Source organism: Bradyrhizobium sp. 1(2017), assembly GCF_011602485.2.
GTDB lineage: Bacteria > Pseudomonadota > Alphaproteobacteria > Rhizobiales > Xanthobacteraceae > Bradyrhizobium.
Genome location: NZ_CP050022.2, coordinates 1,489,504 through 1,511,360 on the forward strand (window position 1 = coordinate 1,489,504; position 21,857 = coordinate 1,511,360).

A 21,857-nucleotide genomic window follows, 5' to 3' on the forward strand; every position below is an offset into this window, starting at 1 on the left:
AAGGCCGAGGTCCGGATGTCCGGCTCGGAAGCACGCGGCATGGTACACCGCGCGGCTGAGGCTTCGCGTCACGAAGCAGAGAACCCAACGCGTAGGCAAGTTACTGATAAGCAATTTAAGGACCGCGGCCGGCGTGCACGAGTCGCCGGCGAAGGGGTCGCCTCTGTCAGGATGTCGCGGTGCGACAGGAAAGTTATTATTCCTTGTCCTTGCCCGACATGATGTCGAAATAGGTCCGTCGCGACTTGTCCGGGCCGGCGCCATAGGCGTAGTTCGGCGACGGCGTCTGATAGCCGGGCGGGGGCTCGACCAGCGACTGACGCGGCGGCTCGCTGGTGAATTTCGCCTCTTCGGAGCTGTTGCCCTTGAACATGTTCCACAGACCGCCCGTGTAGCCGAGCTCAGCCGGCATCAGCGACGGATTGGCGTTGGTGCCCGGTTGGATCGGGTCATTGCTCGTGCGAGGCGCTGCGGCGACCTCGCCGGCCTTCATCTCCGCCGGCGTCAGAGGCCGGGCGGCCTGCCAGTTCTCCGTTGCCTTGGTGGCCTTCTTACGCGCGGCAATGGCTTCCTTGCGGCGCTTCTCCTCGGGGTCCTTGGGCCAATTCGGTGCATTCTTGGCCTCGGTCGCGGGCGGCGGCAGGTCGAGCTTGGGCGGCACCACCAGCGGCGAGCGCTCGCGGTATTCGATGCCCTTCTTCTCCATGCTCTTGGCGCCGATGCCGGACATCAGATTGTCGATGAGCTTCTCTTCGAAGGTCATGTCGTCGTCTTCATCGTCGTCACCGGCGCGGGCGGCGCCAGTCGACATGACGAGACCAATGCCGAGCACGACGGCGGAGAATTTCAATGCCCGCCAGAACCCCGATTGGGGGTCTCGCACCATCGAACCGCTGGTCTTCGAGCTGCGCATCACTGTACCTGTTCCATATTGTGGCAGATTGCCGATCAAACGCGGCCTGACCCTGGCAAAAGCGGGTTCCACCTGCCGGTCGTATCGGCCGGGATCAGGGCGCTTTTGCGGCGGGTACCCCCAGGAAGGAATCATACAATAGCGCCGCCACACCAGCAACGATCGCCACGTCCGCGAGGTTAAACACATACCAATTATAGGTCTTTCCGCCGATCTCGATGTGGAACAGCGCAAAATCCACCACCGCACCATAGGCCAGGCGGTCGATGCCATTGCCGATGGCGCCGCCGATGATCAGGCCGAGGGCGATGGTGGCAAGGAGGGTGTGCGAGCGGGCCATCCAGATCGCCAGCGCGACCACCGCGATACCTTTAACCGCCATCAGCGCGAGCTGCGCAGCCTGGCTATCGTTCTGGAGCCAGCCGAAGCTGATGCCGATATTCCAGGCCAGCACCAGGTCGAAGAACGGCGTCACCCTGACCGCGCCGCGGTGGGCGAGGTCGAACACGTTCAGCAGCCAGAGCTTCGAGGCCTGGTCCAGGACGAGCGTGACCAGGGCGGAGAGGATGCCGGCGCGGAGCGGGGTCATACCGGGAGGCCCGCCAAAAACACCGCTGTCGTCCCGGCGGAGGCCGGGACCCATACGCTGCGGCGGATGTCGTTTGGGGGATTCGTGGTCATCAGCCTTCGCGACAATGAGCTGCGGTGGTTATGGGTCCCCCGGCCCTCCGCCGGGACGACGGTAGACTAGACGCCCACCCCCAGCGCCTTCCATTCGCGCAGCGCCTGGGCATCGCGTGGGGTGACGTCGGGATATTCGGGGTCTTCACCGACCATCGGTGAGATCTTCCAGGAGCGGGCGCATTTGGTGCCGACCGCCTTCTCGACGATAACAGCGACGCCGGGCACGGCATCGAGACGGAACGCGGAAGCCGGTGCCTCGCCCTCGCGGACCTCGTAGTTCGAGGTGATGCAGACCTCGGCGAGATCGACGTCGAACAGGGTCATCAGCATCCCGCGGTCTGCGACATAGATCACCGGCGAGGCCTCAAGCGACGAGCCGATGTTCTTCGCGGCGCGCTCCAGCTCCAGCGCCCCGGTGACGACGCGGCGCACATTGCGGATCGTCTCCCACTTCGCGGCGAGCTTGTCGTCGCGAAGCTGTTCGAGATCGTTTGGAAACAGCGTCAAATGCACCGAGGGCTCGGCGCTGGGCCGGAACATCCGCCACGCTTCGTCGGTGGTGAAGCTCAGGATCGGCGCCAGCCATTTCAGGAGCGCGTCGCACACGGTCTCGATCGTGGTGAGCGCCGCCTTGCGCGCCACCGAGGACGGCGGATCGCAATACAGCGTGTCCTTGCGGATATCGAAATAGAACGCCGACAGCTCGGAATTCATGAAGGCCGAGAGGCTCGCGACCACGGTCTTGTAGTCGAAGGCGGCATAGGCCTTGCGAATGGTCTCGGCATGGCCGGCGAGCTCGTGCAGCATCAAGCGCTCGAGCTCGGGCATCTCGGCATAGGCGACCTTCTCGCTCGCCTTGAAATGATGCAGCGTGCCGAGCATCCAGCGGATCGAGTTGCGCAGCTTGCGATAGGTCTCGATGGTGTTCTTCAGGATCTCCGGGCCGATGCGCTGGTCGTCGGCATAGTCGGTGGCGCAGACCCACAGGCGCAGGATGTCGGCGCCCGAATCCTTGATCACCTTCTGCGGCTCGACGGTGTTGCCGAGCGACTTCGACATCTTGCGGCCGTTCTCGTCGAGCGTGAAGCCGTGGGTCAGCACGACGTCGTAGGGCGCGCGGCCCCGCGTGCCCGCGCTTTCCAGCAGAGAGGAGTGGAACCAGCCGCGATGCTGGTCGCTGCCTTCCAGATACATCACGGTGTCGTTGCCGCCGTCGATCTTGCGGACGATGTTGCCGAGCTGCGGGAAGTTCTGGCGATCCTCAAGCACGAAGGCGTGGGTGGAGCCGGAATCGAACCAGACGTCGCAGATGTCGTCGACCTTCTTCCAGTCCTCACTCGCCCGGGATCCGAGGAAGCGCTCGCGGGCGCCCTCCATGTACCAGGCGTCGGCGCCTTCCTCCATGAAGGCCTCGGTGATGCGCTGATTGACGATCTCGTCCTGCAGGATCTCGGCCGAGCCGTCGCCCTTCTCGCGCACGAACACGGCGATCGGCACGCCCCAGGCGCGCTGGCGCGAGATCACCCAGTCCGGGCGGTTGGCGATCATGCCGTTGATGCGGTTCTCGCCCGCGGGCGGCACCCATTGCGTCACCGAGATCGCGTGCAGCGCGCGGGCGCGCAGCGTGTCGCCTTTCTTGGCCTGGCCGTTCTCGCTGATGTCCTTGTCCATCGCGATGAACCATTGCGGCGTGTTGCGGAAGATCACCGGCTTCTTCGAGCGCCAGGAATGCGGATATTGGTGCTTCAGCCGGCCGCGCGCGAGCAGCATGCCTTTCTCGACGAGCGCCTTGATCACGGCCTCGTTGGCATCGCCCTTCTCGCCCTTGTCGTTGAGCACGCGTTTTCCCGTGAAGCCGGGGGCCTGCGCGGTGTAGGCGCCGTTCTCGTCGACGGTGTAGGGGATCGTGGTGTTGATGCCGCGTGCGTCGAGCTCGCGGGCACTCGTCATCCAGACATCGAAGTCCTCGCGGCCATGGCCGGGTGCGGTGTGCACGAAGCCGGTGCCGGTGTCGTCGGTGACGTGGTCGCCGGCTAGCAGCGGCACGATGAAGTCGTAGCCGCCGGCAATGCCCTTCAGCGGATGCGCACATTCGACCGCATCCAGGGTATCGCCGGGGATGTCGCGCACCTTCTCGTAGGACGTGACGCGCGCCTGCTTGAACACATCCGCGGCCAGCGCTTCGGCCAAGATCAGGAGGTCGCCGGTCTTCGTCCAATTGTCCGCAGGCGCATCCGTCACCTTGTAGAGGCCGTAGGCGATCTTCGGCGAGAAGGAGATCGCGCGGTTGCCGGGCAGCGTCCAGGGCGTGGTGGTCCAGATCACGACGCTGGCGGAAGCGAGCGCGCCATGCGCGGGCGAGGTGATCGGGAATTTCACCCAGACCATGTCGGAGGTGTAGTCCTCGTACTCGACCTCGGCTTCCGCGAGCGCGGTCTTCTCGACCACGCTCCACATCACCGGCTTGGAGCCGCGATAGAGCGTGCCATTGGCCGCGAATTTCATCAGCTCCCGCGCGATCTGCGCCTCGGCCGGGTAGGTCATGGTCTGATAGGGATGATCCCAGTCGCCGATGATGCCGAGGCGCTTGAACTCCTCGCGCTGCACGTTGATCCAGTGCGTTGCATAGGCGCGGCACTCCTTGCGGAACGCCACCATCGCGGCGGAGTCGCGGAAGTCGGGTTTCTGCTTGCCTTTGGAGCGGTAGTTCTCCTCCTCGATCTTCCATTCGATCGGCAGGCCGTGGCAGTCCCAGCCGGGCACGTAGTTGGAATCGAAGCCGAGCATCTGCTGGCTCTTGGTCACGACGTCCTTGAGGATCTTGTTCAGGGCGTGCCCGATATGGATGTTGCCGTTGGCATAGGGCGGGCCGTCATGCAGCACGAATTTGGCGCGGCCCCGGGCATCCTGACGTAGCTTGTCGTAGAGGCCGATATCGTTCCAGTATTTCAAAAGCTCTGGCTCGCGCTGCGGCAGGCCGGCGCGCATCGGGAATTCGGTCTGCGGCAGGAACAGGGTTTTCGAATAGTCTTTGGCTTCAGACTTTTGGGACGTTTGCGGCTTTTCGGACATGAGGCTGACTGGCTCGGAAGGGCGCGGAAAAACGGATGGCGATACGGAATCGCGGGGTGAAACGACACAATCCCGGTCTTGCGCCGAGCCCCTGGGCTCAGGCGGAAGCCGGGCCGCTAATCCCTATGATGCGCCGCGCAAACATGGGTTCTCCATAGCAGGGGGCTCAGGGAAGCGCAAAGGTCCGGGAGGCCCGCTTTCGGGCTCAATCGATGGTCCCGAGCCGCGGAAACGCGTCCGGGGCGGCGGCCAGCATGGCGCGGGCGCGGGCGGAATCGTCGTCCATCTGGCGGATCAGGGCCTCGAGGCTTTCGAATTTCAGCTCTTCGCGGATGAAGCCGATGAAGGCGCAGTCGAGCGCCTGCCCGTAGAGATCGCCCTTGAAGTCGAACAGGAAGATTTCGAGCAGCGGTGCGCCATTGTCGAAGGTCGGGCGGCGGCCAAAACTTGCCACGCCATCGAGGCGCACCTGGTCCTTTCCTTGGCCGCGGCCGACCCGTACGGCGTAGATCCCGTGCTTCAGGCCGCAATTGGCGTCCAGGCGGATATTCGCGGTGGGATAGCCGAGGTCGCGGCCCCGTTTCTCGCCATGGATCACCTCGCCGGTGATGAACCAGGGGGCACCCAGCATGGTGGTGGCCTCATCCAGCTGGCCCTCGGCGAGGGCGATCCGGATCGCGCTGGAGGAGACCGGCCGCTCGTCGATATCGACATGCGCCTGCACGTCGACCTCGATCCCGAGCCGGGGCGCCTCGTTGACCAGCAAGCTCGGCGAGCCGACGCGACCCTTGCCGAAATGGAAGTCGTAGCCGACGGCGATGCCGCTGACGCCGAGGCGGCCGATCAGGTCATGGTGAATGAAATCCTGCGCGCTGGTTCCGGCGCGCGCCTTGTCGAAGGTCATGACCACGGCGCCGGCAAGCCCGGTGCCGGCGAGAAGCCGCAGCTTGGCCGGCTCGTCCGTCAGGCGGAATTGCGGGGTGTTGGGGCTGAAAAAGCGCCGCGGATGGGGCTCGAAGGTCAGGGCCAGGGCAGGGCGGCCATGCGCCCGGCCCATTTCCAGGGCGGCCGCGATCACGGCGCGATGGCCCAGATGAACGCCGTCGAAATTGCCCATGGCGACCACGGCGCCCCTCGGAATCGCGGAGTCCGGCGTGGTGTCGCGGATTACGGTAAAATGCGGAGCCATCAGGGGAATTCTCGAAGCGGCAGGACCGGCCGGGACCGTGGCGCGACCGGCCGGATGAAGTCAAGCGGGAGGGTGTGACCGCGTCGGCCGCGATTTCATTCTGCCGGGCCGCCCCCAGTTAACGCGCTGTTTAACGCCTTGGTGCTAGTCCTTGAGCATGGAACCACCCGGCTCCGGCCCGGCAGGTCCGATCGTAATATTCCTGGGTATGCGTTGGGGGAGTCGAGATGGCGGTTGATTTGTCGATGCCGGTTCTGGTGGTGGATGACTACAGCACCATGATCCGCATCATCAGGAATCTGCTGAAGCAGCTTGGCTTCGAGAACATCGATGATGCCAGCGACGGTTCGGCCGCACTGAACAAGATGCGCGGCAAGAAATACGGGCTCGTGATCTCCGACTGGAACATGGAGCCGATGACGGGTTACGACCTGCTGCGCGAAGTGCGCGCGGATCCGAACCTCGCCACCACGCCCTTCATCATGATCACGGCCGAATCCAAGACCGAAAACGTGATCGCGGCCAAGAAGGCCGGTGTGAACAACTACATCGTCAAGCCGTTCAACGCGGCGACGCTGAAGACCAAGATCGAGGCGGTCTTCCCTGACATGGCGAGCGCGTAAAGCGATCGACGCCATTAGCTGAATTCGGAAGGCCCGGGCGCTCGTCCCGGGCTTTCTGTGTTGGGAGTGTCATTCCGGGGCGCCCGAAGGGCGAACTATGGTGCGCAATTGCGCACCTGAGAATCTCGAGATTCCGGGTTCGATGCTCCGCATCGCCCCGGAATGACGATTAAATCACTACCACTTCAATTCGCGCATCAGCGCCTTCGGCGGGTGGCCGAACAACTCCATCACGGAGGCCGGGTCGAGCTGGTCGAGGCCCTCGAACTCCTCGGCATGGATGCCACGAGTGACGAACAGGCAGTCGATGCCGAATTCGCGCGCGCCGGTGAGATCGGTGCGGACGGAATCGCCGATCGCCAGCACCTTCTTCCGATCGATCGGATGGCCCTGGCGTTCGCCGGCGAGCGCCATCGCGCGCTCATAGATCGGCCGGTGCGGCTTGCCGTAGAAGATCACCTCGCCGCCGAGCTCGCGATAAAGCTCCGCGATGGCCCCGGCGCAATAGATCAGCCGGTCGCCGCGCTCGACCACGATGTCGGGGTTGGCGCAGACCAGCGTCAGCTTGCGCTCGCGCGCCTTCAGCATCATGCCACGATAGTCTTCGGCGGTCTCGGTCTCATCGTCATAGAGGCCGGTGCAGACGATGTAATCGGCTTCCTCCAGCGGCGCGGTTTTCGCGTCGAGGCCGCGGTAGATCGAATTGTCGCGCTCGGGGCCGAGCCAGAACATCTTGCGGCCGGGATGCTCGGCGACATAGAGCCGGGTCAGGTCGCCCGACGAGACGATCGCGTCATAGGTCTCGTCGGCGACGCCGAGCTTGCGCAACTGGCGCTGTACGGAATCGGCCGGACGCGGCGCGTTGGTGATCAGGATCACGGTACCGCCGCGGCTGCGATAGGTGTGCAGCGCCTCGCAGGCTTCGGGGAAGGATTCGAGGCCGTTATGGACCACGCCCCAGATGTCGCTGAGCACGACGTCGATGCCGCCCACGAGCTCGCGCAGGCTTTGGACAAAATGCAGCGTGGTCATGATGCGTACGGCCGATCAGATGCGGCGAGCGAGCGCCGCGTTGCCGGTGATGCGCTGTGACGGAGGCGCCGAAGAGGTCGCGCCTGAGCTGGGTGTGGCGGAGCCATTGGATCCCTGGATGTCCTGCGCCTGGTTCGGCGCGGCCCCGCCGGTAGCAGATGCCCCTTCGGGCCGCAATGGCCGTGGCGGCGCGAACAGGAACCCCTGGCCGAACCGCACGTCATAATCGAGCAGGTCGACGACCGCGCGCTCGCCCTCGATCCGCTCCGCGATCAGGTCGATGCCGAAGCGGCCGAGCAGATCGGAGAGGTCGGACGGGTGAATGTCCGAGGCCGAAGCCTGCTTCGGATCGAGCAGCAGGCTGGCGGGCACCTTGATGAAGCGCACGCCGCGGTCGGCGAGCTCGCGCGGCTCGATGCGCAAATCGGTGACATGGTCGATCGAGAAGCGGAAGCCGCGCTGGGCGAGCGCGGCGAGATTCTCGGTCTCGGCCGGGCCGAGATTGCGGAAGGTCGACTGCTTGAACTCCAGCACCAGCGAGGGCGCCAGTGCCCGGTTGGCTTCGAGGAAGTCGAGACATTGCGCGAAGGTGGTGGAATTGCCGAGCGTGGAGGCCGCGACGTTGCAGAACACGCCGACGTCCTTGTTGCGCACCATCAGGCGCCGCAGAACCTGCACGCAGCGCAGCATTACCATGTTGTCGATGCGTCCGATCAGCCCGGAGGCCTCCGCGATGCTGATGAACTCCTCGGCGGCGATCAGCTGGTCACGCTCGTCGCGCAGCCGCGTCACCGCCTCATAGAACCGCACCTTGCGCTGCGGCAGCGTCACCATCGGCTGCAGGAAGATATCGATGCGGTTCTCGTCGATGGCGTTGCGCAGCGCCGCCAGCAATTGGGTTTGGTTGCGTCCGTTCGCCGCCTGGGCCGTGACGGCCTGGGCGGGCCGTGGCTGCGCCACCGCAGGCGGGGCCGCCGGGGGCAGCGGAAGCGCTGTAGACATTGGGGGCGCTGCGGTCAGCGGCAGTGGTGCGGCGGGCCGCTCGTCGGTCGTCGCGATCAGGTCGAACGGCGCCACCGGCTCCTGCTTCTCGACCGGGACCGCGGCCGATACCGGCGCAGCGCCGGCCAGCAGGTCTTCATGGGCCGACACGGTCGTGGCAAGCTGCCGGACCAGTCCGCCGAGCTCGTTGATCTCGCCGACCACCGACTGGATGCGGTCGGAGTTTGTCGAATTGGACGAGGCGATCCGTCCCTCGACCGCAGCCAAGCGTCGCCCGAACTCAGCCACCTGGCGGGCGAGGTCGGCGGTGCCGCGCGACAGGTCGGCGATCTGGCCGCCGACGTCGCTGCGGTCGCGCAGCCGCATCGACACTGCGTTGTAGAGGATCAGGAAGGTCAGCGCGGTCAGCGCCACGATCGCGGATTCGGTTCCGCTGATGCCGGCGACCGAATAGAGGGCAAGCCCGAGCGAGGCCGCGACCAGAACCATGCAGATGGCGATGAAGATCGTCGAAATGCGAATCATGCCGCGCGTTACGCCTCAAGAGCTGACTGTCTCACCCGGGAAAACACGGGCCGCCGTCCGGCCCGTCACGCCTCATGCTCCCCCAAGCCACCCGACCTTAACATCATTGTTGATTCGAGGGGATAGCGGCCCTGTCCGCAGGTCAAGTCAGTCCGGCGCGGCGAAAGCCTTCGAGGTAGCGTTCGCGGTCGGCCGCAAGCTTGATCGGCATGAACTCGGCGATCCAGGCCAGCGTGACGTTCGGTTGGGCCCGGCGGAGTTCCTGCAGCGCGGTGCGGGCCATCTCGGTCTGTCCGGCCATGCCGGCTGCCGCCGTCAACACCCGGTGCCCGCCGACGAAGTCGCTGCGCTGGCGCAGCGATTCCTGCGCCAGCCGGATCGCTTCCGCGTAGTCGGCACCGAGGAAGCGGGCGTAGGCGGCGATGCCGTAATAGACCGGCGCATAGGGATCGCGCGGGCTGAGGCGGATCGCCCGCCGCGCGGCCTCATCGGCATCCCGCCAGCGGCCGCAATAGCCGAGGGCCAGGCCATAATAGCCCTGGGCCAGCGCGAAATTCGGATTGAGCCGCAGCGCGGTTTCGAATTCGGCCAGCGAGTCATCGAACCGCCGCGCGAACAGGTCGACGTGGCCGAGCGCGTTGTGGGCCCAGGCGTCCTCGTCGTCGGCGCGGATGGCGGCACGTGCGGCCCGTTCGGCGAGCGTTATTGCCTTTGCCATCTCCATCCAGCCCATATGGGCCGTGAACATGTAGCTGGTGCCGAGCAGCCCGAGCGCCTTGCCGTAGGTCGGATCGAGCGCGATGGCCTTTTCGAGCAGGGCCTGCGCCACGACATGATCCTGCCGCGTCACCCGCCAGTAGTGCGATAGCGCGCGCATCACGAGGTCCCAGGCGTCCATGCTGTCGGGCGGCTTGCGCTGGGCGCGAAAGCTCTCGGCGGCATAGAGCTGCGGCTCGATCGCGGCGACGATCGCCTCGGTGATCTCGTCCTGGACGGTGAAGACGTCGGCGAGCTCGCGGTCGTAGCGTTCGGCCCAGAGATGGCTGCCGGTGGCGACGTCGTTGAGCTGGGCGGTGATGCGGACGCGCTCGCCATCCTTGCGGACGCTGCCCTCGACGACATAGTGCACGCCGAGCTCTTGCGCGATCTGGCGCAAATGAACCGCGCGGCCCTTGTAGATGAAGGACGAGTTGCGCGCGATCACGAAGAACCAGCGCAGCTTCGACAGCGCGGTGATGATGTCCTCACTGATGCCGTCGGAAAAATAATCCTGCTCCGTCTCGCCGCTCATGTTGGTGAAGGGCAGCACCGCGATCGCCGGACGATCGGGCAGCGGCAGGCCCGTCGGTGGCGCCGAAGGCCGCTCGTCCGCTTCTGTTCGTTTGGCGGCGCCGGCCAGCTCGGTCACCGCGCCGACGAACCGCACGCCTTTGCGTGCGATGGTGCGGATCAGCCGCTGTTCCTCGCCATTGTCGCCAACCGCGCGGCGCGCTGCGTTGATCCGGCTGGTCAGCGTCGATTCCGAGACAACGCGGCCGTTCCAGACCGCATCGAGCAGGTTGTCCCGCGTCACCACGCGTTCGCGGTGACGAACAAGGTAAATCAGGAGGTCGAACACCTGGGGTTCGAGCGCGACGAGCGCGTCCGCGTGCCGCAATTCGCGGCGCTCGGGGTCGAGCAGGAAGTCCTCGAACTGAAACGTCACGCGCCCCCTCGCTCCTGTCCGGAAATCAAGGTGCTCTCAGCGTAAAATAATGCCGGTCTCAAGGCCAGCGAGCCGCATGCGCCCTATCGTCCCGGCGTTTTCAACCGCAGGAGATTGCCATGTCGACATCCGCCGCGCTCAAGCCAGCCGTAGCCCAACCTGATCTCGCCGCCGTCAAGCAGCGCCAGCACGGCGCCTGGTCGTCGGGCGACTATGCCGTGGTCGGCACCACCTTGCAGATCGTCGGCGAGCGGCTCTGTGAGGCAGTTGACATCCGTGCCGGCAGCAAGGTGCTGGACGTCGCCGCCGGCAACGGCAATGTGACGCTGGCGGCAGCACGGCGCTGGTGCGACGTCACATCCACCGACTACGTGCCGGCGCTGCTCGAGCGCGGGCGCGAGCGCGCAGCGGCTGAACGTCTCACGATCGAATTCCGCGAAGCGGATGCCGAAGCGCTGCCGTTTGCCGACGCCAGCTACGATTTCGTGCTCTCGACCTTCGGCGTGATGTTCACGCCGGATCAGGACAAGGCGGCGTCCGAGCTCGCGCGGGTCTGCAGGTCCGGCGGCAGGATCGGACTCGCCAACTGGACGCCGCAGGGCTTCATCGGTCAACTGTTCAAGACCATCGGCAAGCACCTGCCGCCGCCGGCCGGCGTGAAGTCGCCGGCTCTGTGGGGCACGGCGGCACGGCTCGAAGAGATGTTCGCCAGCCAGGCCTCCGAGATCGTGGCCGAGCCGCGCATGTTCGTGTTCCGCTATCGCTCGCCGGACCACTGGCTCGATATTTTCAAGACCTTCTACGGGCCCACGCTGAAGGCGTTTGCCGCGCTCGACGAGAGCGGCCAGGCGGCGCTGAAGCGCGATCTCCTGGCGCTGCTCGGGGAGTTCAACCGCGCCGATGATGGCACGATCGTCGTGCACAGCGAATATCTGGAAGCCGTCATCACCAAGCGCTGAGATGCGGAGCCGGTCAGGCGGGATGAGATCCGGCCTGACCGTCCATCAGGCCGGCGCGGCCGCGCCGACCGTGTCGCCCGAGACGGCTTGGCGGGTGCCGAGCGGCTTCGGCTGTCCGGCGGTCGTGTCGCGCAGGGTCTGCCGCTCGATCTCCGAGTTCAGCTCGGCCCCGAACATGATCACGATGGCCGACATCCACATCCACGTCATCAGGCCGATCGCCGCGCCAAGCGAGCCGTAGGTCGCATTGTAGTTGGCGAATTCCGAGAGATACCAGGACAGGAGCGCCGAACCGGCGATCCAGAGAATGGCGGCGGCCACCGCACCGAGACTGAGCCATTGCCAGCGCGGCGCATCGCGACTGGGGGCGAAGCGGTAAAGAATCGCAAGCGCCACGAGCAGGATGAGGAACAGCAGCGGCCATCGCGCCAGCGCCACGATCAGCTTGCTTTCGGGCGCCATGCCGAGGTGATTGAGCGCGAGCGGGAAGGCGACGACGGCCCCCACCATCAGCAGCAGCGCGACGATACCGCCCACGGTGAAGGCCAGCGACACCAAGTTGAGCTTGACGAAGCTGCGCTTCTCCCGCTCCTCATAGGCGACGTTGAGGGCGTCGAAGATGGCCTTGACGCCGGCATTGGCGCTCCAGATCGCCAGCAGAAGGCCGAGCAGGAAGGTGGCGCCGAGCGTGGTATTGCCGTTCGACAGCACGCGCGCAACCTGGTCCTCGACGATCTGGAACGAACCCTCGGGCAGCATCGTCGCAAGCGTGTGGAGATTTGAGCTGATCGTCGAGGGATCGGCGAACAGGGCGTAGGACGAGACGAGCGCCGTGACGGCCGGGAAGATCGCGAGCAGGCCAAAGAACACGACGCCGCCGGCGGTTGCGAGCAGGCGATCCTCATCGATGCGTTGATAGGTGCGCCAGAATATATCCTTCCAGCCCGCCCAGGGGATCGTAAACGGGCTCTTCGCGTGACGGCCTCGGCCGCGCTCCATGGCCGCGCCGGCCGGATGCGTTTCCGGGGAATTCGCCTCGCCTTTGCGATGGTCTTGGGGCGGCCCCGACTGGGCCAGGCCGGAGTCCTGAAAGTAGCGCTCCGCGGTCAGCACGAAGACGGCCGTTGCCGCCACCAGCAGCCAGGAGTCGATTTGTTCGGAGCGCCTTACCAGCATTCAAGCGTCCAATCTTTGACCGTAACGCCTGCGGCGCGCCGCCGTGAACCCCGCCAGTCCAATCGCAGCGAGCATGAGGCCAAGCTGCACGGGCCGGTTGGTGCGGATGGGGCCGGCCTTTCTGCCATGGCCGCGCTCGTCCGGCGCGAAGGGTGCCAGGGGGATCGTCGTCGCGACCTCCTTTACCGCCTGCTTGACCGTTCCGCGCGGGATCCGCGGGGTGGCGATTGCAACGCGCATGCGGCTCGCCAGCGGCACGATGGGCTTGGTCGGCCGCTTCGTCATGGCCATGGCGACGCCGGCGCAGATCGCGGCCAGCACCAGCAACACGGCGGCGACGGCACCGAAACCCCAGAATTGTCCGTAGGTGATCGCAACCCAGCGGTACAGGGCCATCAGGCCGACGAAGAAGGTCGCGATCGCGAACAGCCCGGCCAGCGCGAACAGGCCAGCCGCGACCGCGTAGGACGTCGCCCGTCCCGTGGCCTGGCTGGTGCGGTCACGCATATAGGATTGCGCGGCGCGCTTGAGATGGTTGAGCTTCAGCGCCACGCCGGCGCGCAGCAATTCGCCCGATGGCGCGAGCATGCGGACATCCTCCGAGAGCGAGATCATTCGTCGGGGGATGAACGTGGCGCTATTTGACTTGTTCCGAAGCCGCGTGCCTGTGGTCGCCGATCAGCCGAGATCGGCGGCTGCGATCCAGAACACTTCGCCCTCGGAGTCCTCGGTGTCGAGCCAGAGCAGCGGCAGTTCCGGAAAGGCCTCGTCGACCAGATCGCGGCCGCGGCCGATCTCGCAGATCAGCCCGCCATTCGGCGCGAGGTGATCGGGCGCCTCGCGCAGGATGCGGCGCACCACGTCGAGGCCATCGCGGCCGCCATCGAAGGCAAGCTTCGGCTCAGCCCGACATTCCGGCGGCAGCGCAGCCATGCCCTCGGCGTCGACGTAAGGGGGGTTGGTGATGATCAGGTCGTATCTGTTGTCGCCGAGCGGAGCGAACAGGTCGCCGCGATACAGGCTGATCCGGCCCTCGAGCCCGTATTCGGCGACATTGCGCGTGGCGACCTCGATCGCGCCCTTGGAGATGTCGACGGCATCGACGGCGGCGTTCGGGAAGTGATGCGCGGCGAGGATGGCGAGGCATCCCGATCCCGTGCAGAGATCGAGCACGCGCTCGACGGCCGTGGGATCGTCGATCAGCGCGCCGGCGCCTTCTTCACCGCCGAAATGCGATGCCAGGAGCTCGCCGATGAAGGAGCGCGGAACGATGACGCGCTCGTCGACATAGAAGGGCAGGCCACGCATGTAGATCTTGTTGACGAGATAGGCGGCCGGTTTGCGCGTGGTGACCCGCCGATGGATGAGATCAAGGATGGCCTTGCCCTCGGCGACCGTGACGCGCGCGCCGGCAAACGTCTCGAACTGTTCGGGATTGAGATGCAGCGCCTCGCTCACCAGGAAGGCGGCTTCGGCAACCGGATCGGTCGTGCCGTGCGCAAAGGCAAGCCCAGCTTCGACGAAGCGGCTCACCCCATAGCGGACGAAATCGACCAGCGTGAGAAGTTCGCCCGGGCCGACCTTGGCAGGTTTTGGCGCGGCGCGGCCGCGCACGGTCTTTTTGGATGCTTTTGCCATCAGGATCGGGTCCAGCGTGCGGCGGCTTCGTCATCGCGGGCCTGCGCCTCGACCCAGCCGGTGCCGGCTTCGCTCTCTTCCTTCTTCCAGAACGGTGCGCTCGTCTTGAGATAATCCATCAGGAACTCGGCCGCCTGGAACGCGGCCTGGCGGTGCTGCGAGGCGGTCAGCACCAGCACGATGTTCTGGCCGGGCATGAAGCGGCCGACGCGATGAATCACCGTGACGCCGTTCAGTGGCCAGCGCGAGATCGCCTCATCGACATGACGCCCGATCTCCTCTTCCGCCATATCGGGGTAATGTTCGAGTGTCAGCGCGGCGATCTTCGCGCTGTCCTCGTCGGCCCGGCAGATGCCGGAGAAGCTCACGACTGCGCCGATGTCGGTCCGGCTCCCGGTCAGGATCGCGATCTCGCGCGCGATGTCGAAATCGTCCTCCTGAATGCGGATGGTGACGGGACAGGCGGCGGCAGGGGAGGTCATGGTCATCCGCCGGTCATCGGCGGGAAGAACGCGATCTCGCGGGCGCCCGCGATCGCGGCGTCCGGCTTGACATGGGCGCGATCGATCGCGGCGCGGATCACCTTCGGCTTCTCGAAGGCGTAGGCGTAGGCCTCACTCTGGCCGGACAGCCAGGCGATCAGCTCCTCGACGGTGCGGACGGTCGCAGGCGGCTCGATCGTCTCCTCGGCCTTGCCGATGCGCTCGCGCACCCAGGCGAAATATTTCACCTTCATCCCTCGTCCTCCTTGATGAGGTGATGGATGCCGGCGCGGAAATAGTCGTAGCCGGTGTACATGGTGAGGATCGCCGAAGCCCACAGCAGCGCCAGTCCGATCATCGAGACCACCGGCACGACCTCATCGCCGGCCGGGCCCGCGAGCAGGAAGCCGATGGCGACGAGCTGGACCGTGGTCTTCCACTTGGCGAGCTTGGTGACGGGCACGCTGACGCGCAGCGCGGCGAGATATTCGCGCAGGCCCGAGACCAGGATCTCGCGGCACAGGATCACGATGGCGGCCCACAGCGACCAGCCGTGGATGATGCCGTCCGCGGCCAGCATCAATAGGCAGGAGGCGACCAGCAGCTTGTCGGCGATCGGGTCGAGCATCCGGCCGAACGCCGATTGCTGATTCCAGATCCGTGCATAATAGCCGTCAAGGTAATCAGTCACCGCGGCGCCGATGAAGATGGCCACCGCCACCCAGCGCAGCCAGAGCGGCTGATCCAGAATCGACTGCGCATAGATGCATCCGACCACGACCGGGATCGCGGCGATCCGGCCATAGGTCAGGATGTTGGGGAGGGACATCGCGCGGCTGGTCGTCCCTCGTGTGGTGGCGATGTTCATACGTCCTACCAATACCGCTGCTGCCTGAACGTCAACCGTCCCGCGCCTCAAATGAGGTGCGGACACGACGATCATATGACTGCGGTCCCCCTTTAGTTCATCCCGGCTGGGGATGGAAATATTCGAAAATCCTGCGCGCGCTCTCGGCGCTCACCCCCGGAACCTTGCCGAGATCGGCGATCGAGGCCCGTTCGATCTCCTTCAGGGTTCCGAAATGATGCAGCAAGGCACGTTTGCGTGACGGGCCGATGCCCGGAATCTCCTGCAAACCGGCCTCGCGGATATCCTTCTTGCGCAGCTTGCGGTGGGAGCCGATGACGAAGCGGTGAGCCTCGTCGCGCAGGCGCTGGATGAAATAGAGCACGGGATCGCGCGGCTCCAGCTTGATCGCCTCGCGCTCCGGCATGAACAGGGTTTCGCGGCCGGCATCCCGGTCCGGGCCCTTGGCGACCGACATCAGCGACACCTGGGTCAGGCCGAGATTGGCGAAGATCTCGCGGACGGCGTTGAGCTGGCCGCGGCCGCCGTCGATGATGACGAGGTCCGGCCATTGCGGGAAATCGTCGTCCTTGGCTTTGGCCACGCCCTCCTCGGGCGGGTTGATCAGGCGCTTGAAGCGGCGCTCCAGCACCTCGCGCATCATGGCGAAGTCGTCGCCGGGCGTGATCCCTTCCGATTTGATGTTGAACTTGCGGTACTGGTTCTTCACGAAACCATCCGGGCCGGCGACGATCATGGCGCCGACCGCGTTGGTGCCCTGGATGTGGCTGTTGTCGTAGACCTCGATGCGCTTGGGTGCGTGCGGCAGGCCCAGCGTCGCGGCCATGGCCTCGAGCAGGCGGCTCTGCGTCGCGGTGTCCGCGAGCTTGCGGCCCAGCGCTTCGCGCGCGTTGGTCAGCGCGTGGGCGACGAGCTCCTTCTTCTCGCCGCGCTTGGGCGCGGTGACCTCGACCTTGTGGCCGGCCTTGATCGCGAGCGCGTTGGCGAGCAGCTCGCTCTCCTCGATCTCGTGCGAGAGCAGGATGTTCTTCGGCGGCGGCTTGTCGTCATAGAACTGGGCGAGGAAGGAACCCAACACCTCCTCCGGCGTGAACGTCTTCTCCGCACGTGGAAAATAGGCGCGGTTGCCCCAGTTCTGTCCGGTGCGGAAGAAGAACACCTCGACGCAGGAGAAGCCGCCTTCCTGGTGGATGGCGAACACGTCGGCTTCCTCGACCGTACGCGGATTGATGCCCTGCTGCGACTGGATTGCCGACAGCGCGGCGAGGCGGTCGCGATAGAGCGCGGCGCGCTCGAATTCGAGCTCACCGGAGGCCTTCTCCATCTCGCCGGCCAGCTCCTGCTTCACCGCATGGCTCTTGCCGGAGAGGAAGTCGCTCGCCTCGCGCACCAGCGTCGTATAGCCGGGGAAGTCGATTTCGCGGGTGCAGGGGCCGGCGCAGCGGCGGATCTGGTAGAGCAGGCAGGGCCGGGTGCGGCTCTCGAAGAAGGAATCGGTGCAGGAGCGGATCAGGAACGCACGCTGAAGTGCGGTGATGGTCCGGTTCACGGCGCCCGCCGAGGCGAACGGGCCGAAATAGCGCCCCGGCCGCGTCTGCGCGCCACGGTGCTTGAGGATCTGCGGCGCCCAATGGTCGCCGGTGATGAGGATGTAGGGAAACGACTTGTCGTCGCGCAGCTGCACGTTGAAGCGCGGCCGCAGCTGCTTGATGAGGTTGGCTTCCAGCAGCAGGGCTTCCGTCTCGGTGTTGGTCGAGACGATCTCCACGGTCACGGTGGCCGCGATCATGCGCAGGATGCGGGCCGGCTGCGGCGCACTCTGGCGCGCGTAGTTGGACAGCCGCTTTTTGACGTTCTTGGCCTTGCCGACATAGAGCACGTCGGCATTCGCATTGAGCATGCGATAGACGCCGGGCGAGGTGGGGGCGAGGCGCACCGCGCGCTCGATCGCCTCATGGCCGGTTGCCAGCGGGCCCTCGCCGATCGCGCCGCTCTCTTCCAGGATATCCGGCAGACGCGCATCGTCCTCCTCGTCGCCGCCGGAGGTGGCGGGATCGAGGTCCGGCGGCGTATCGGCCGGAACGTCCGGCGCCGTGGCGCGCACGGGTTTACGCGCGCGTGCATCGTCCGGATTGTCGGGGGAATCGTGAACCATGGTGGGAATTTAGGCGCTGGGGATGCCGATTTGAAGTTCCGGTGGTAGCGCACGCACAGGATGGCGGCCCAGTTCCCGGTAACGCTTGCTTAAGCCTGTTAAGAGCGCGGTAACCCGGCTTAACAGCCCTTTAACTTAAAACTCTCGATAAATCTTACGCGAAAAAGTGGTGGTTCCGTAACCAGGCGGTCTGGCCTCGCGCGGCGGCGCGGCCATCGCGGGGCGGCAGTTGCGTTGGAGTGTGTGATGAAGAGGTTCGTTGTGGGCGCAGCCGCGTTGGTTGCAGCCGGCTGGACAGCTTCGGCAGAGGCCGCCGATCTCTATGGGCAGCGCGCGCCCTATACCGTCAATCAGCCGCTCAATGCATACAGCTGGGCCGGTCCTTATCTCGGCGGCAACATCGGCTATGAGTGGGGATCTGTCAGCAACAGTCCGGTGAAACCCGCCGGCTTCGTCGGCGGCGTACAGGCCGGTTACAACTTCCAGAACGGACCTTGGGTGTTCGGTGTCGAGGGCGACATCCAGGCCACCGGTACCGACGATACGTTCGCGCCGTGGAAGTTCTCCAATCCGTGGTTCGGCACCCTGCGCGGCCGCGCCGGTTACTCCTTCAACAACGTGATGTTCTACGGCACCGCGGGTCTCGCCTTTGGCGAGCTGCGCGCGCAGACATTCGGTTGGACGGAGTCGCACACCACCGCCGGCTGGACCATCGGTGCCGGTGCGGAAGTCGGCCTTGCGCCGAACTGGAGCGCCAAGCTCGAATATCTCTACTTCGATCTGTCGACCAGCCAGTTCGCAATTACGGGCGTGTCAAACGGCTATAGCGCCAGCGTTGTCCGCGCAGGCGTGAACTATCGTTTCTGATAGCTGAAGAAGAAAATACCGGACCAACCTCCCGGCCGCTCGCGGCCGGGATTTTTTTTGCGCCAGGCTAAGACAGGATCACCAGGTTGACCGCTTTCGGTCCCTTGCCCTTCTTGTCCGGTTCGACTTCGAATGTGATGCGCTGTCCTTCGGCAAGGTCCTTCAATCCCGCGCGCTCCACAGCTGTAATATGTACGAAGACGTCACGACCACCGTCGTCCGGCTTGATGAAACCGTAGCCGCGCTCGCCGTTAAAGAACTTGACCGTTCCCGTCATGGCCATCGGGAAACTCCCCCTCATTGCTCCTCCGTCGCGACGCAGACTCACGTCACGACATGACCGGGCCTTACGGAGCCCGGGAGAGCTGGCCATCCTTGGGCGGACCTCATCGGTCCGGCCGGATCTTTCTTAGGCCTTCACTCCGCCGCAACCATTCGCGGAAGCGGAACGTAAAGCCAGTCACGGAAACAGCATAATACGGATCTTTGCAGATTGACTACCGCTCCTGCATATTTTTCCCAAGAATGCCGGAGTGTTACGGCCTCGGCACGTCCAATCGGAATCTGGCAGCGCCGCCCTGGCCGAGCGGCATTTCCAGCTCGGGCAAGATCGTCTTGAGCTCGCTGTGCAGCGTGTAGGGCGGGTTGACGATCAGAAGACCCGTGGAGGTGAGGGCGGCACCATCGAGTTGCGGCGCGACGCTGAATTCGAGGCGCAGACATTTTCCGGGCGGCTTTGCTGCGGCTGCGAGCCGAGCCGCAGTTTGTGCCAACGTCTCGGTCGCGCGCCGGTTCTTGGCCGGATACCAGATTACGTAGATACCGGTCGGCCATTTCGCGAAAGCCGTCGCGAAGGCTTCGCCGAGCCGCTCGAACTCGTCCTTGGCCTCGAACGGCGGGTCGATCAGCACGAGGCCGCGCCGCTCCTTCGGCGGCACAAAGGCCGGAAGCGCCACCCAGCCGTCGAGATCGACCACGCGGGCCTGTTCGTCGCGGCGCAACACGTCGATCAGCGCCTTGCGTGCCTTCGGTTCGAGCTCGCAGGCGACGAGACGGTCCTGCGGCCTGAGCAGGCCGCGCGCGATCAGCGGCGAGCCCGGATAGGTCTTGAGTTCGCCTTTCGGATTGAAGGCGCGGACGATGTCGAGATAGGGCTTGGTCAGCGCGGCGGTCTCGTTCGACAGGCGCGCTTGCATCAGCCGTGCAATGCCGGTCAGCCACTCGCCGCCGCGGCGCGCCTCGTCGCTGTCGAGGTCGTAGAGGCCGGCGCCGGCATGGGTGTCGATGACGCGGAACGCAGCCGGCTTGTCCTGCAGATAAGTGAGGATGCGCGCCAGCGCGATGTGCTTGATGACATCGGCGAAGTTGCCGGCGTGGAAGGCGTGGCGGTAGTTCATGGGACAGGACTGCGTTGTTTGGCGCGATCCTACCCCTTGTCATTGCGAGCGTAGCGAAGCAATCCAGAATCTATCGGGGGCAGCAGTTTGGATTGCTTTGTCGCTTCGCTCCTCGCAATGACGGTGGCCGGAGCGACTACCCGCCCCGGATCGGCGGCATCGTGACCTGGTCGCGGCGGCAGGCGCGGCGCTCGAGCTCGTCGCAGGCGCGGAATTGCAGGTCCTTGCTGAGGCAGATGCGGACCTCGGAGAGCCGTGTCCGGTTGCAGGTGACCGAGATCGCGGCATTGCTCAGACCCGGATTGGCCCTGACGAAAGCCTCCTCGACCTCCGCCGGCGCCACCGTCTTGGCCTGCGACAGATCGAGATATTCGGCCGGAATCTTGATCGCGGCGCGCGCCTTGCGGATCATCTCGAAATAGCTGCCGCCTTCGAGCCCCGAGCAGGTGCCGTGCTTGTCCCATTCGTTGAAGATCAGGCCCGGCGCCGGCATCAGGTCGAGCATCGAGGAAACGATGTTGCGGTTCAGCCGAGGTGCCGGCCGCTGGCAATATTCGGGAAAGCCGTTTTCATATTGCGGCCACAGCCCATGCACCACGAAGGCATAGGGTCGTCCGCCGCACTGGATATGCGAGCGGCCGCCGCGTTCGGCGGCGTCCTCGCAGAACGAGGGCGACCATGACAGCGCCAGCACATAGAAGTCGAACGCGCCCGGCGCGTTCTGCCGCTTGTCCTGGGCCCTTGCGTCCCCCGCGAACGAGGCGAGACCCGCGGCAAGGATCAAAGGAAGGGCCAGCGAGATCACCAGGCGGGAGAATGAATGCAATCTGGAATGAAACATGGCGGCGCCCCTCAACTAGACTGTGCGAAGAAGCCTAGCAGGCGACAGGAACATTTCAAGAACAAAATCGAGGCGGCCACCGTTCAGCGGCCCGCGCGACCCAGATCCGGGCTTTCTGATCAGGGTCTTGCCGCCCGGCAGGCCGGATTGTAGGCCCAGTTGCGGTCGACGCCGACGACGCACCATTCGACGCCGTTGCCGTAACCGGCAAAGCCGCCATCCTCGATGATCGAGAAGTGCACCTTGCGGACCTTGCCGTCGTTGAGCATGGCTTCGCCGGTGCAGTAGCGGCGCGGAATGTTGTCGGACTGCCAGGGACGGAATGCGACCTCGCGAACGGCGGCGAAGCCCGTGATCTTCAGCGAGGAATTCCAGAACGAGCTTTCCTTTTCCCAGAACTGCGTGGCGATGGTCGGCAGCGCCTGGTCGCAATCGACGACGGCGCCGTCGTAGCGGGGGCCGCTCAGCCAGAAATTCAGCTCCAGTGGATTGGCGGCCCTGGCCTCGCCGAGCGACAGCGCACCGAACATGAGGCCGAGCAGAGCGGCAAAGCGGAGCGATTTCAGGGAGGGAGCGCGCATGGTCAATCCGGACAGCTAAGGTCTTGCGAAGGGTGGACGGTGCCGCGAAGGCCGGGGGAGGTCAAGTGCAACGCGGCAACACTTTGCCAGGAGTTGACCGTAATGTCGCTGCCGATGGGACTTCGGTTCTTTTCATGGTGATCCCGGC

At 65.2% G+C, this 21,857-nt stretch carries 21 protein-coding genes; 3 read left to right on the forward strand and 18 right to left on the reverse strand.

The window, feature by feature from the left end; all coding sequences use genetic code 11:
- Positions 1-196 precede the first annotated feature (196 nt).
- From HAP40_RS07125 to HAP40_RS07140, 4 genes are all read right to left on the reverse strand, one after another.
- On the reverse strand, positions 197-913 hold the full coding sequence (locus HAP40_RS07125; RefSeq protein ID WP_166819589.1) for a hypothetical protein: 717 nt from the start codon (positions 911-913) through the stop codon (positions 197-199).
- 94 nt (positions 914-1,007) lie between these two features.
- Positions 1,008-1,502 (reverse strand): signal peptidase II, encoded by a 495-nt coding sequence (gene lspA, locus HAP40_RS07130; protein WP_166818470.1) that lies wholly within the window; start codon positions 1,500-1,502, stop codon positions 1,008-1,010.
- Between the two features lie 158 nt (positions 1,503-1,660).
- Entirely contained in the window at positions 1,661-4,669 is a 3,009-nt protein-coding gene (gene ileS / locus HAP40_RS07135; RefSeq protein WP_166818469.1) for an isoleucine--tRNA ligase, read from the reverse strand.
- Between the two features lie 205 nt (positions 4,670-4,874).
- Positions 4,875-5,858: a bifunctional riboflavin kinase/FAD synthetase gene (locus HAP40_RS07140; RefSeq protein WP_166818468.1), complete on the reverse strand. Its 984-nt coding sequence runs from the start codon at positions 5,856-5,858 to the stop codon at positions 4,875-4,877.
- 227 nt (positions 5,859-6,085) lie between these two features.
- Between HAP40_RS07140 and HAP40_RS07145 the strand changes: the two genes are divergently transcribed.
- Positions 6,086-6,481, forward strand: coding sequence for a response regulator (locus HAP40_RS07145; protein ID WP_008567674.1), 396 nt, complete (start codon positions 6,086-6,088; stop codon positions 6,479-6,481).
- 177 nt (positions 6,482-6,658) lie between these two features.
- On the opposite strand, the gene HAP40_RS07150 is transcribed toward HAP40_RS07145, so the two are convergent.
- The 3 genes from HAP40_RS07150 to HAP40_RS07160 all read right to left on the reverse strand — a co-directional run bounded on the left by HAP40_RS07150 (position 6,659) and on the right by HAP40_RS07160 (position 10,745).
- Positions 6,659-7,513 (reverse strand): TIGR01459 family HAD-type hydrolase, encoded by an 855-nt coding sequence (locus HAP40_RS07150; RefSeq protein ID WP_166818467.1) that lies wholly within the window; start codon positions 7,511-7,513, stop codon positions 6,659-6,661.
- A 15-nt stretch (positions 7,514-7,528) separates the two neighbouring features.
- A complete protein-coding gene (locus HAP40_RS07155) occupies positions 7,529-9,040 on the reverse strand; it encodes an EAL domain-containing protein (protein ID WP_166818466.1) in 1,512 nt (503 codons plus the stop codon).
- A gap of 142 nt (positions 9,041-9,182) precedes the next feature.
- A complete protein-coding gene (locus HAP40_RS07160; RefSeq protein ID WP_166818465.1) occupies positions 9,183-10,745 on the reverse strand; it encodes a winged helix-turn-helix domain-containing protein in 1,563 nt (520 codons plus the stop codon).
- A gap of 119 nt (positions 10,746-10,864) precedes the next feature.
- Between HAP40_RS07160 and HAP40_RS07165 the strand changes: the two genes are divergently transcribed.
- Positions 10,865-11,704, forward strand: a complete 840-nt coding sequence (locus tag HAP40_RS07165; protein WP_166818464.1) for a class I SAM-dependent methyltransferase — start codon at positions 10,865-10,867, stop codon at positions 11,702-11,704.
- A 45-nt stretch (positions 11,705-11,749) separates the two neighbouring features.
- Here the strand turns inward: HAP40_RS07165 and HAP40_RS07170 are convergent, their stop codons facing one another.
- The 7 genes from HAP40_RS07170 to uvrC form a co-directional block, all read right to left on the reverse strand.
- Positions 11,750-12,880: a YihY/virulence factor BrkB family protein gene (locus HAP40_RS07170; RefSeq protein WP_166818463.1), complete on the reverse strand. Its 1,131-nt coding sequence runs from the start codon at positions 12,878-12,880 to the stop codon at positions 11,750-11,752.
- Positions 12,881-13,468, reverse strand: a complete 588-nt coding sequence (locus tag HAP40_RS07175) for a phage holin family protein (protein ID WP_166818462.1) — start codon at positions 13,466-13,468, stop codon at positions 12,881-12,883.
- Between the two features lie 90 nt (positions 13,469-13,558).
- Positions 13,559-14,518: a 50S ribosomal protein L3 N(5)-glutamine methyltransferase gene (prmB, locus tag HAP40_RS07180; RefSeq protein ID WP_166818461.1), complete on the reverse strand. Its 960-nt coding sequence runs from the start codon at positions 14,516-14,518 to the stop codon at positions 13,559-13,561.
- The gene (locus tag HAP40_RS07185; RefSeq protein ID WP_166818460.1) at positions 14,518-15,000 is read right to left on the reverse strand and encodes a molybdenum cofactor biosynthesis protein MoaE; all 483 of its coding nucleotides are present in this window, start codon (positions 14,998-15,000) and stop codon (positions 14,518-14,520) included. Before HAP40_RS07185 ends, prmB begins: the two co-directional genes overlap by 1 nt.
- 2 nt (positions 15,001-15,002) lie before the next feature.
- On the reverse strand, positions 15,003-15,254 hold the full coding sequence (gene moaD / locus HAP40_RS07190; RefSeq protein ID WP_166818459.1) for a molybdopterin converting factor subunit 1: 252 nt from the start codon (positions 15,252-15,254) through the stop codon (positions 15,003-15,005).
- Positions 15,251-15,868, reverse strand: a complete 618-nt coding sequence (gene pgsA / locus HAP40_RS07195) for a CDP-diacylglycerol--glycerol-3-phosphate 3-phosphatidyltransferase (RefSeq protein ID WP_060734879.1) — start codon at positions 15,866-15,868, stop codon at positions 15,251-15,253. The genes moaD and pgsA overlap by 4 nt, the downstream gene beginning before the upstream one ends.
- A 97-nt stretch (positions 15,869-15,965) precedes the next feature.
- A complete protein-coding gene (gene uvrC, locus HAP40_RS07200; RefSeq protein WP_166818458.1) occupies positions 15,966-18,023 on the reverse strand; it encodes an excinuclease ABC subunit UvrC in 2,058 nt (685 codons plus the stop codon).
- 246 nt (positions 18,024-18,269) lie between these two features.
- On the opposite strand from uvrC, the gene HAP40_RS07205 reads away from it, so the two are divergent.
- Positions 18,270-18,890, forward strand: coding sequence for an outer membrane protein (locus HAP40_RS07205; RefSeq protein ID WP_166818457.1), 621 nt, complete (start codon positions 18,270-18,272; stop codon positions 18,888-18,890).
- A gap of 67 nt (positions 18,891-18,957) precedes the next feature.
- On the opposite strand, the gene HAP40_RS07210 is transcribed toward HAP40_RS07205, so the two are convergent.
- The 4 genes from HAP40_RS07210 to HAP40_RS07225 all read right to left on the reverse strand — a co-directional run bounded on the left by HAP40_RS07210 (position 18,958) and on the right by HAP40_RS07225 (position 21,709).
- A complete protein-coding gene (locus HAP40_RS07210) occupies positions 18,958-19,173 on the reverse strand; it encodes a cold-shock protein (protein WP_008544396.1) in 216 nt (71 codons plus the stop codon).
- Between the two features lie 253 nt (positions 19,174-19,426).
- The gene (locus tag HAP40_RS07215; protein ID WP_166818456.1) at positions 19,427-20,287 is read right to left on the reverse strand and encodes a 23S rRNA (adenine(2030)-N(6))-methyltransferase RlmJ; all 861 of its coding nucleotides are present in this window, start codon (positions 20,285-20,287) and stop codon (positions 19,427-19,429) included.
- Positions 20,288-20,423: 136 nt separating this feature from the next.
- Positions 20,424-21,128, reverse strand: coding sequence for a ribonuclease T2 family protein (locus tag HAP40_RS07220; RefSeq protein WP_166818455.1), 705 nt, complete (start codon positions 21,126-21,128; stop codon positions 20,424-20,426).
- Positions 21,129-21,247: 119 nt separating this feature from the next.
- Positions 21,248-21,709, reverse strand: a complete 462-nt coding sequence (locus HAP40_RS07225; protein WP_166818454.1) for a hypothetical protein — start codon at positions 21,707-21,709, stop codon at positions 21,248-21,250.
- Positions 21,710-21,857 lie beyond the last annotated feature (148 nt).

What these genes read in the sequence shown, in the direction of transcription:
- HAP40_RS07185 (WP_166818460.1), bottom strand. Translation starts at nt 15,000, where the DNA reads ATGACCTCCCCTGCCGCCGCCTGTCCCGTCACCATCCGCATTCAGGAG.
- moaD (WP_166818459.1), bottom strand. Translation starts at nt 15,254, where the DNA reads ATGAAGGTGAAATATTTCGCCTGGGTGCGCGAGCGCATCGGCAAGGCC.
- HAP40_RS07155 (WP_166818466.1), bottom strand. Translation starts at nt 9,040, where the DNA reads ATGATTCGCATTTCGACGATCTTCATCGCCATCTGCATGGTTCTGGTC.
- HAP40_RS07215 (WP_166818456.1), bottom strand. Translation starts at nt 20,287, where the DNA reads ATGAACTACCGCCACGCCTTCCACGCCGGCAACTTCGCCGATGTCATC.
- HAP40_RS07170 (WP_166818463.1), bottom strand. Translation starts at nt 12,880, where the DNA reads ATGCTGGTAAGGCGCTCCGAACAAATCGACTCCTGGCTGCTGGTGGCG.
- lspA (WP_166818470.1), bottom strand. Translation starts at nt 1,502, where the DNA reads ATGACCCCGCTCCGCGCCGGCATCCTCTCCGCCCTGGTCACGCTCGTC.
- HAP40_RS07225 (WP_166818454.1), bottom strand. Translation starts at nt 21,709, where the DNA reads ATGCGCGCTCCCTCCCTGAAATCGCTCCGCTTTGCCGCTCTGCTCGGC.
- HAP40_RS07150 (WP_166818467.1), bottom strand. Translation starts at nt 7,513, where the DNA reads ATGACCACGCTGCATTTTGTCCAAAGCCTGCGCGAGCTCGTGGGCGGC.
- HAP40_RS07205 (WP_166818457.1), top strand. Translation starts at nt 18,270, where the DNA reads ATGAAGAGGTTCGTTGTGGGCGCAGCCGCGTTGGTTGCAGCCGGCTGG.
- ileS (WP_166818469.1), bottom strand. Translation starts at nt 4,669, where the DNA reads ATGTCCGAAAAGCCGCAAACGTCCCAAAAGTCTGAAGCCAAAGACTAT.
- uvrC (WP_166818458.1), bottom strand. Translation starts at nt 18,023, where the DNA reads ATGGTTCACGATTCCCCCGACAATCCGGACGATGCACGCGCGCGTAAA.
- HAP40_RS07125 (WP_166819589.1), bottom strand. Translation starts at nt 913, where the DNA reads ATGCGCAGCTCGAAGACCAGCGGTTCGATGGTGCGAGACCCCCAATCG.
- HAP40_RS07140 (WP_166818468.1), bottom strand. Translation starts at nt 5,858, where the DNA reads ATGGCTCCGCATTTTACCGTAATCCGCGACACCACGCCGGACTCCGCG.
- HAP40_RS07210 (WP_008544396.1), bottom strand. Translation starts at nt 19,173, where the DNA reads ATGGCCATGACGGGAACGGTCAAGTTCTTTAACGGCGAGCGCGGCTAC.
- HAP40_RS07175 (WP_166818462.1), bottom strand. Translation starts at nt 13,468, where the DNA reads ATGCTCGCGCCATCGGGCGAATTGCTGCGCGCCGGCGTGGCGCTGAAG.
- HAP40_RS07165 (WP_166818464.1), top strand. Translation starts at nt 10,865, where the DNA reads ATGTCGACATCCGCCGCGCTCAAGCCAGCCGTAGCCCAACCTGATCTC.
- pgsA (WP_060734879.1), bottom strand. Translation starts at nt 15,868, where the DNA reads ATGAACATCGCCACCACACGAGGGACGACCAGCCGCGCGATGTCCCTC.
- prmB (WP_166818461.1), bottom strand. Translation starts at nt 14,518, where the DNA reads ATGGCAAAAGCATCCAAAAAGACCGTGCGCGGCCGCGCCGCGCCAAAA.
- HAP40_RS07220 (WP_166818455.1), bottom strand. Translation starts at nt 21,128, where the DNA reads ATGTTTCATTCCAGATTGCATTCATTCTCCCGCCTGGTGATCTCGCTG.
- HAP40_RS07145 (WP_008567674.1), top strand. Translation starts at nt 6,086, where the DNA reads ATGGCGGTTGATTTGTCGATGCCGGTTCTGGTGGTGGATGACTACAGC.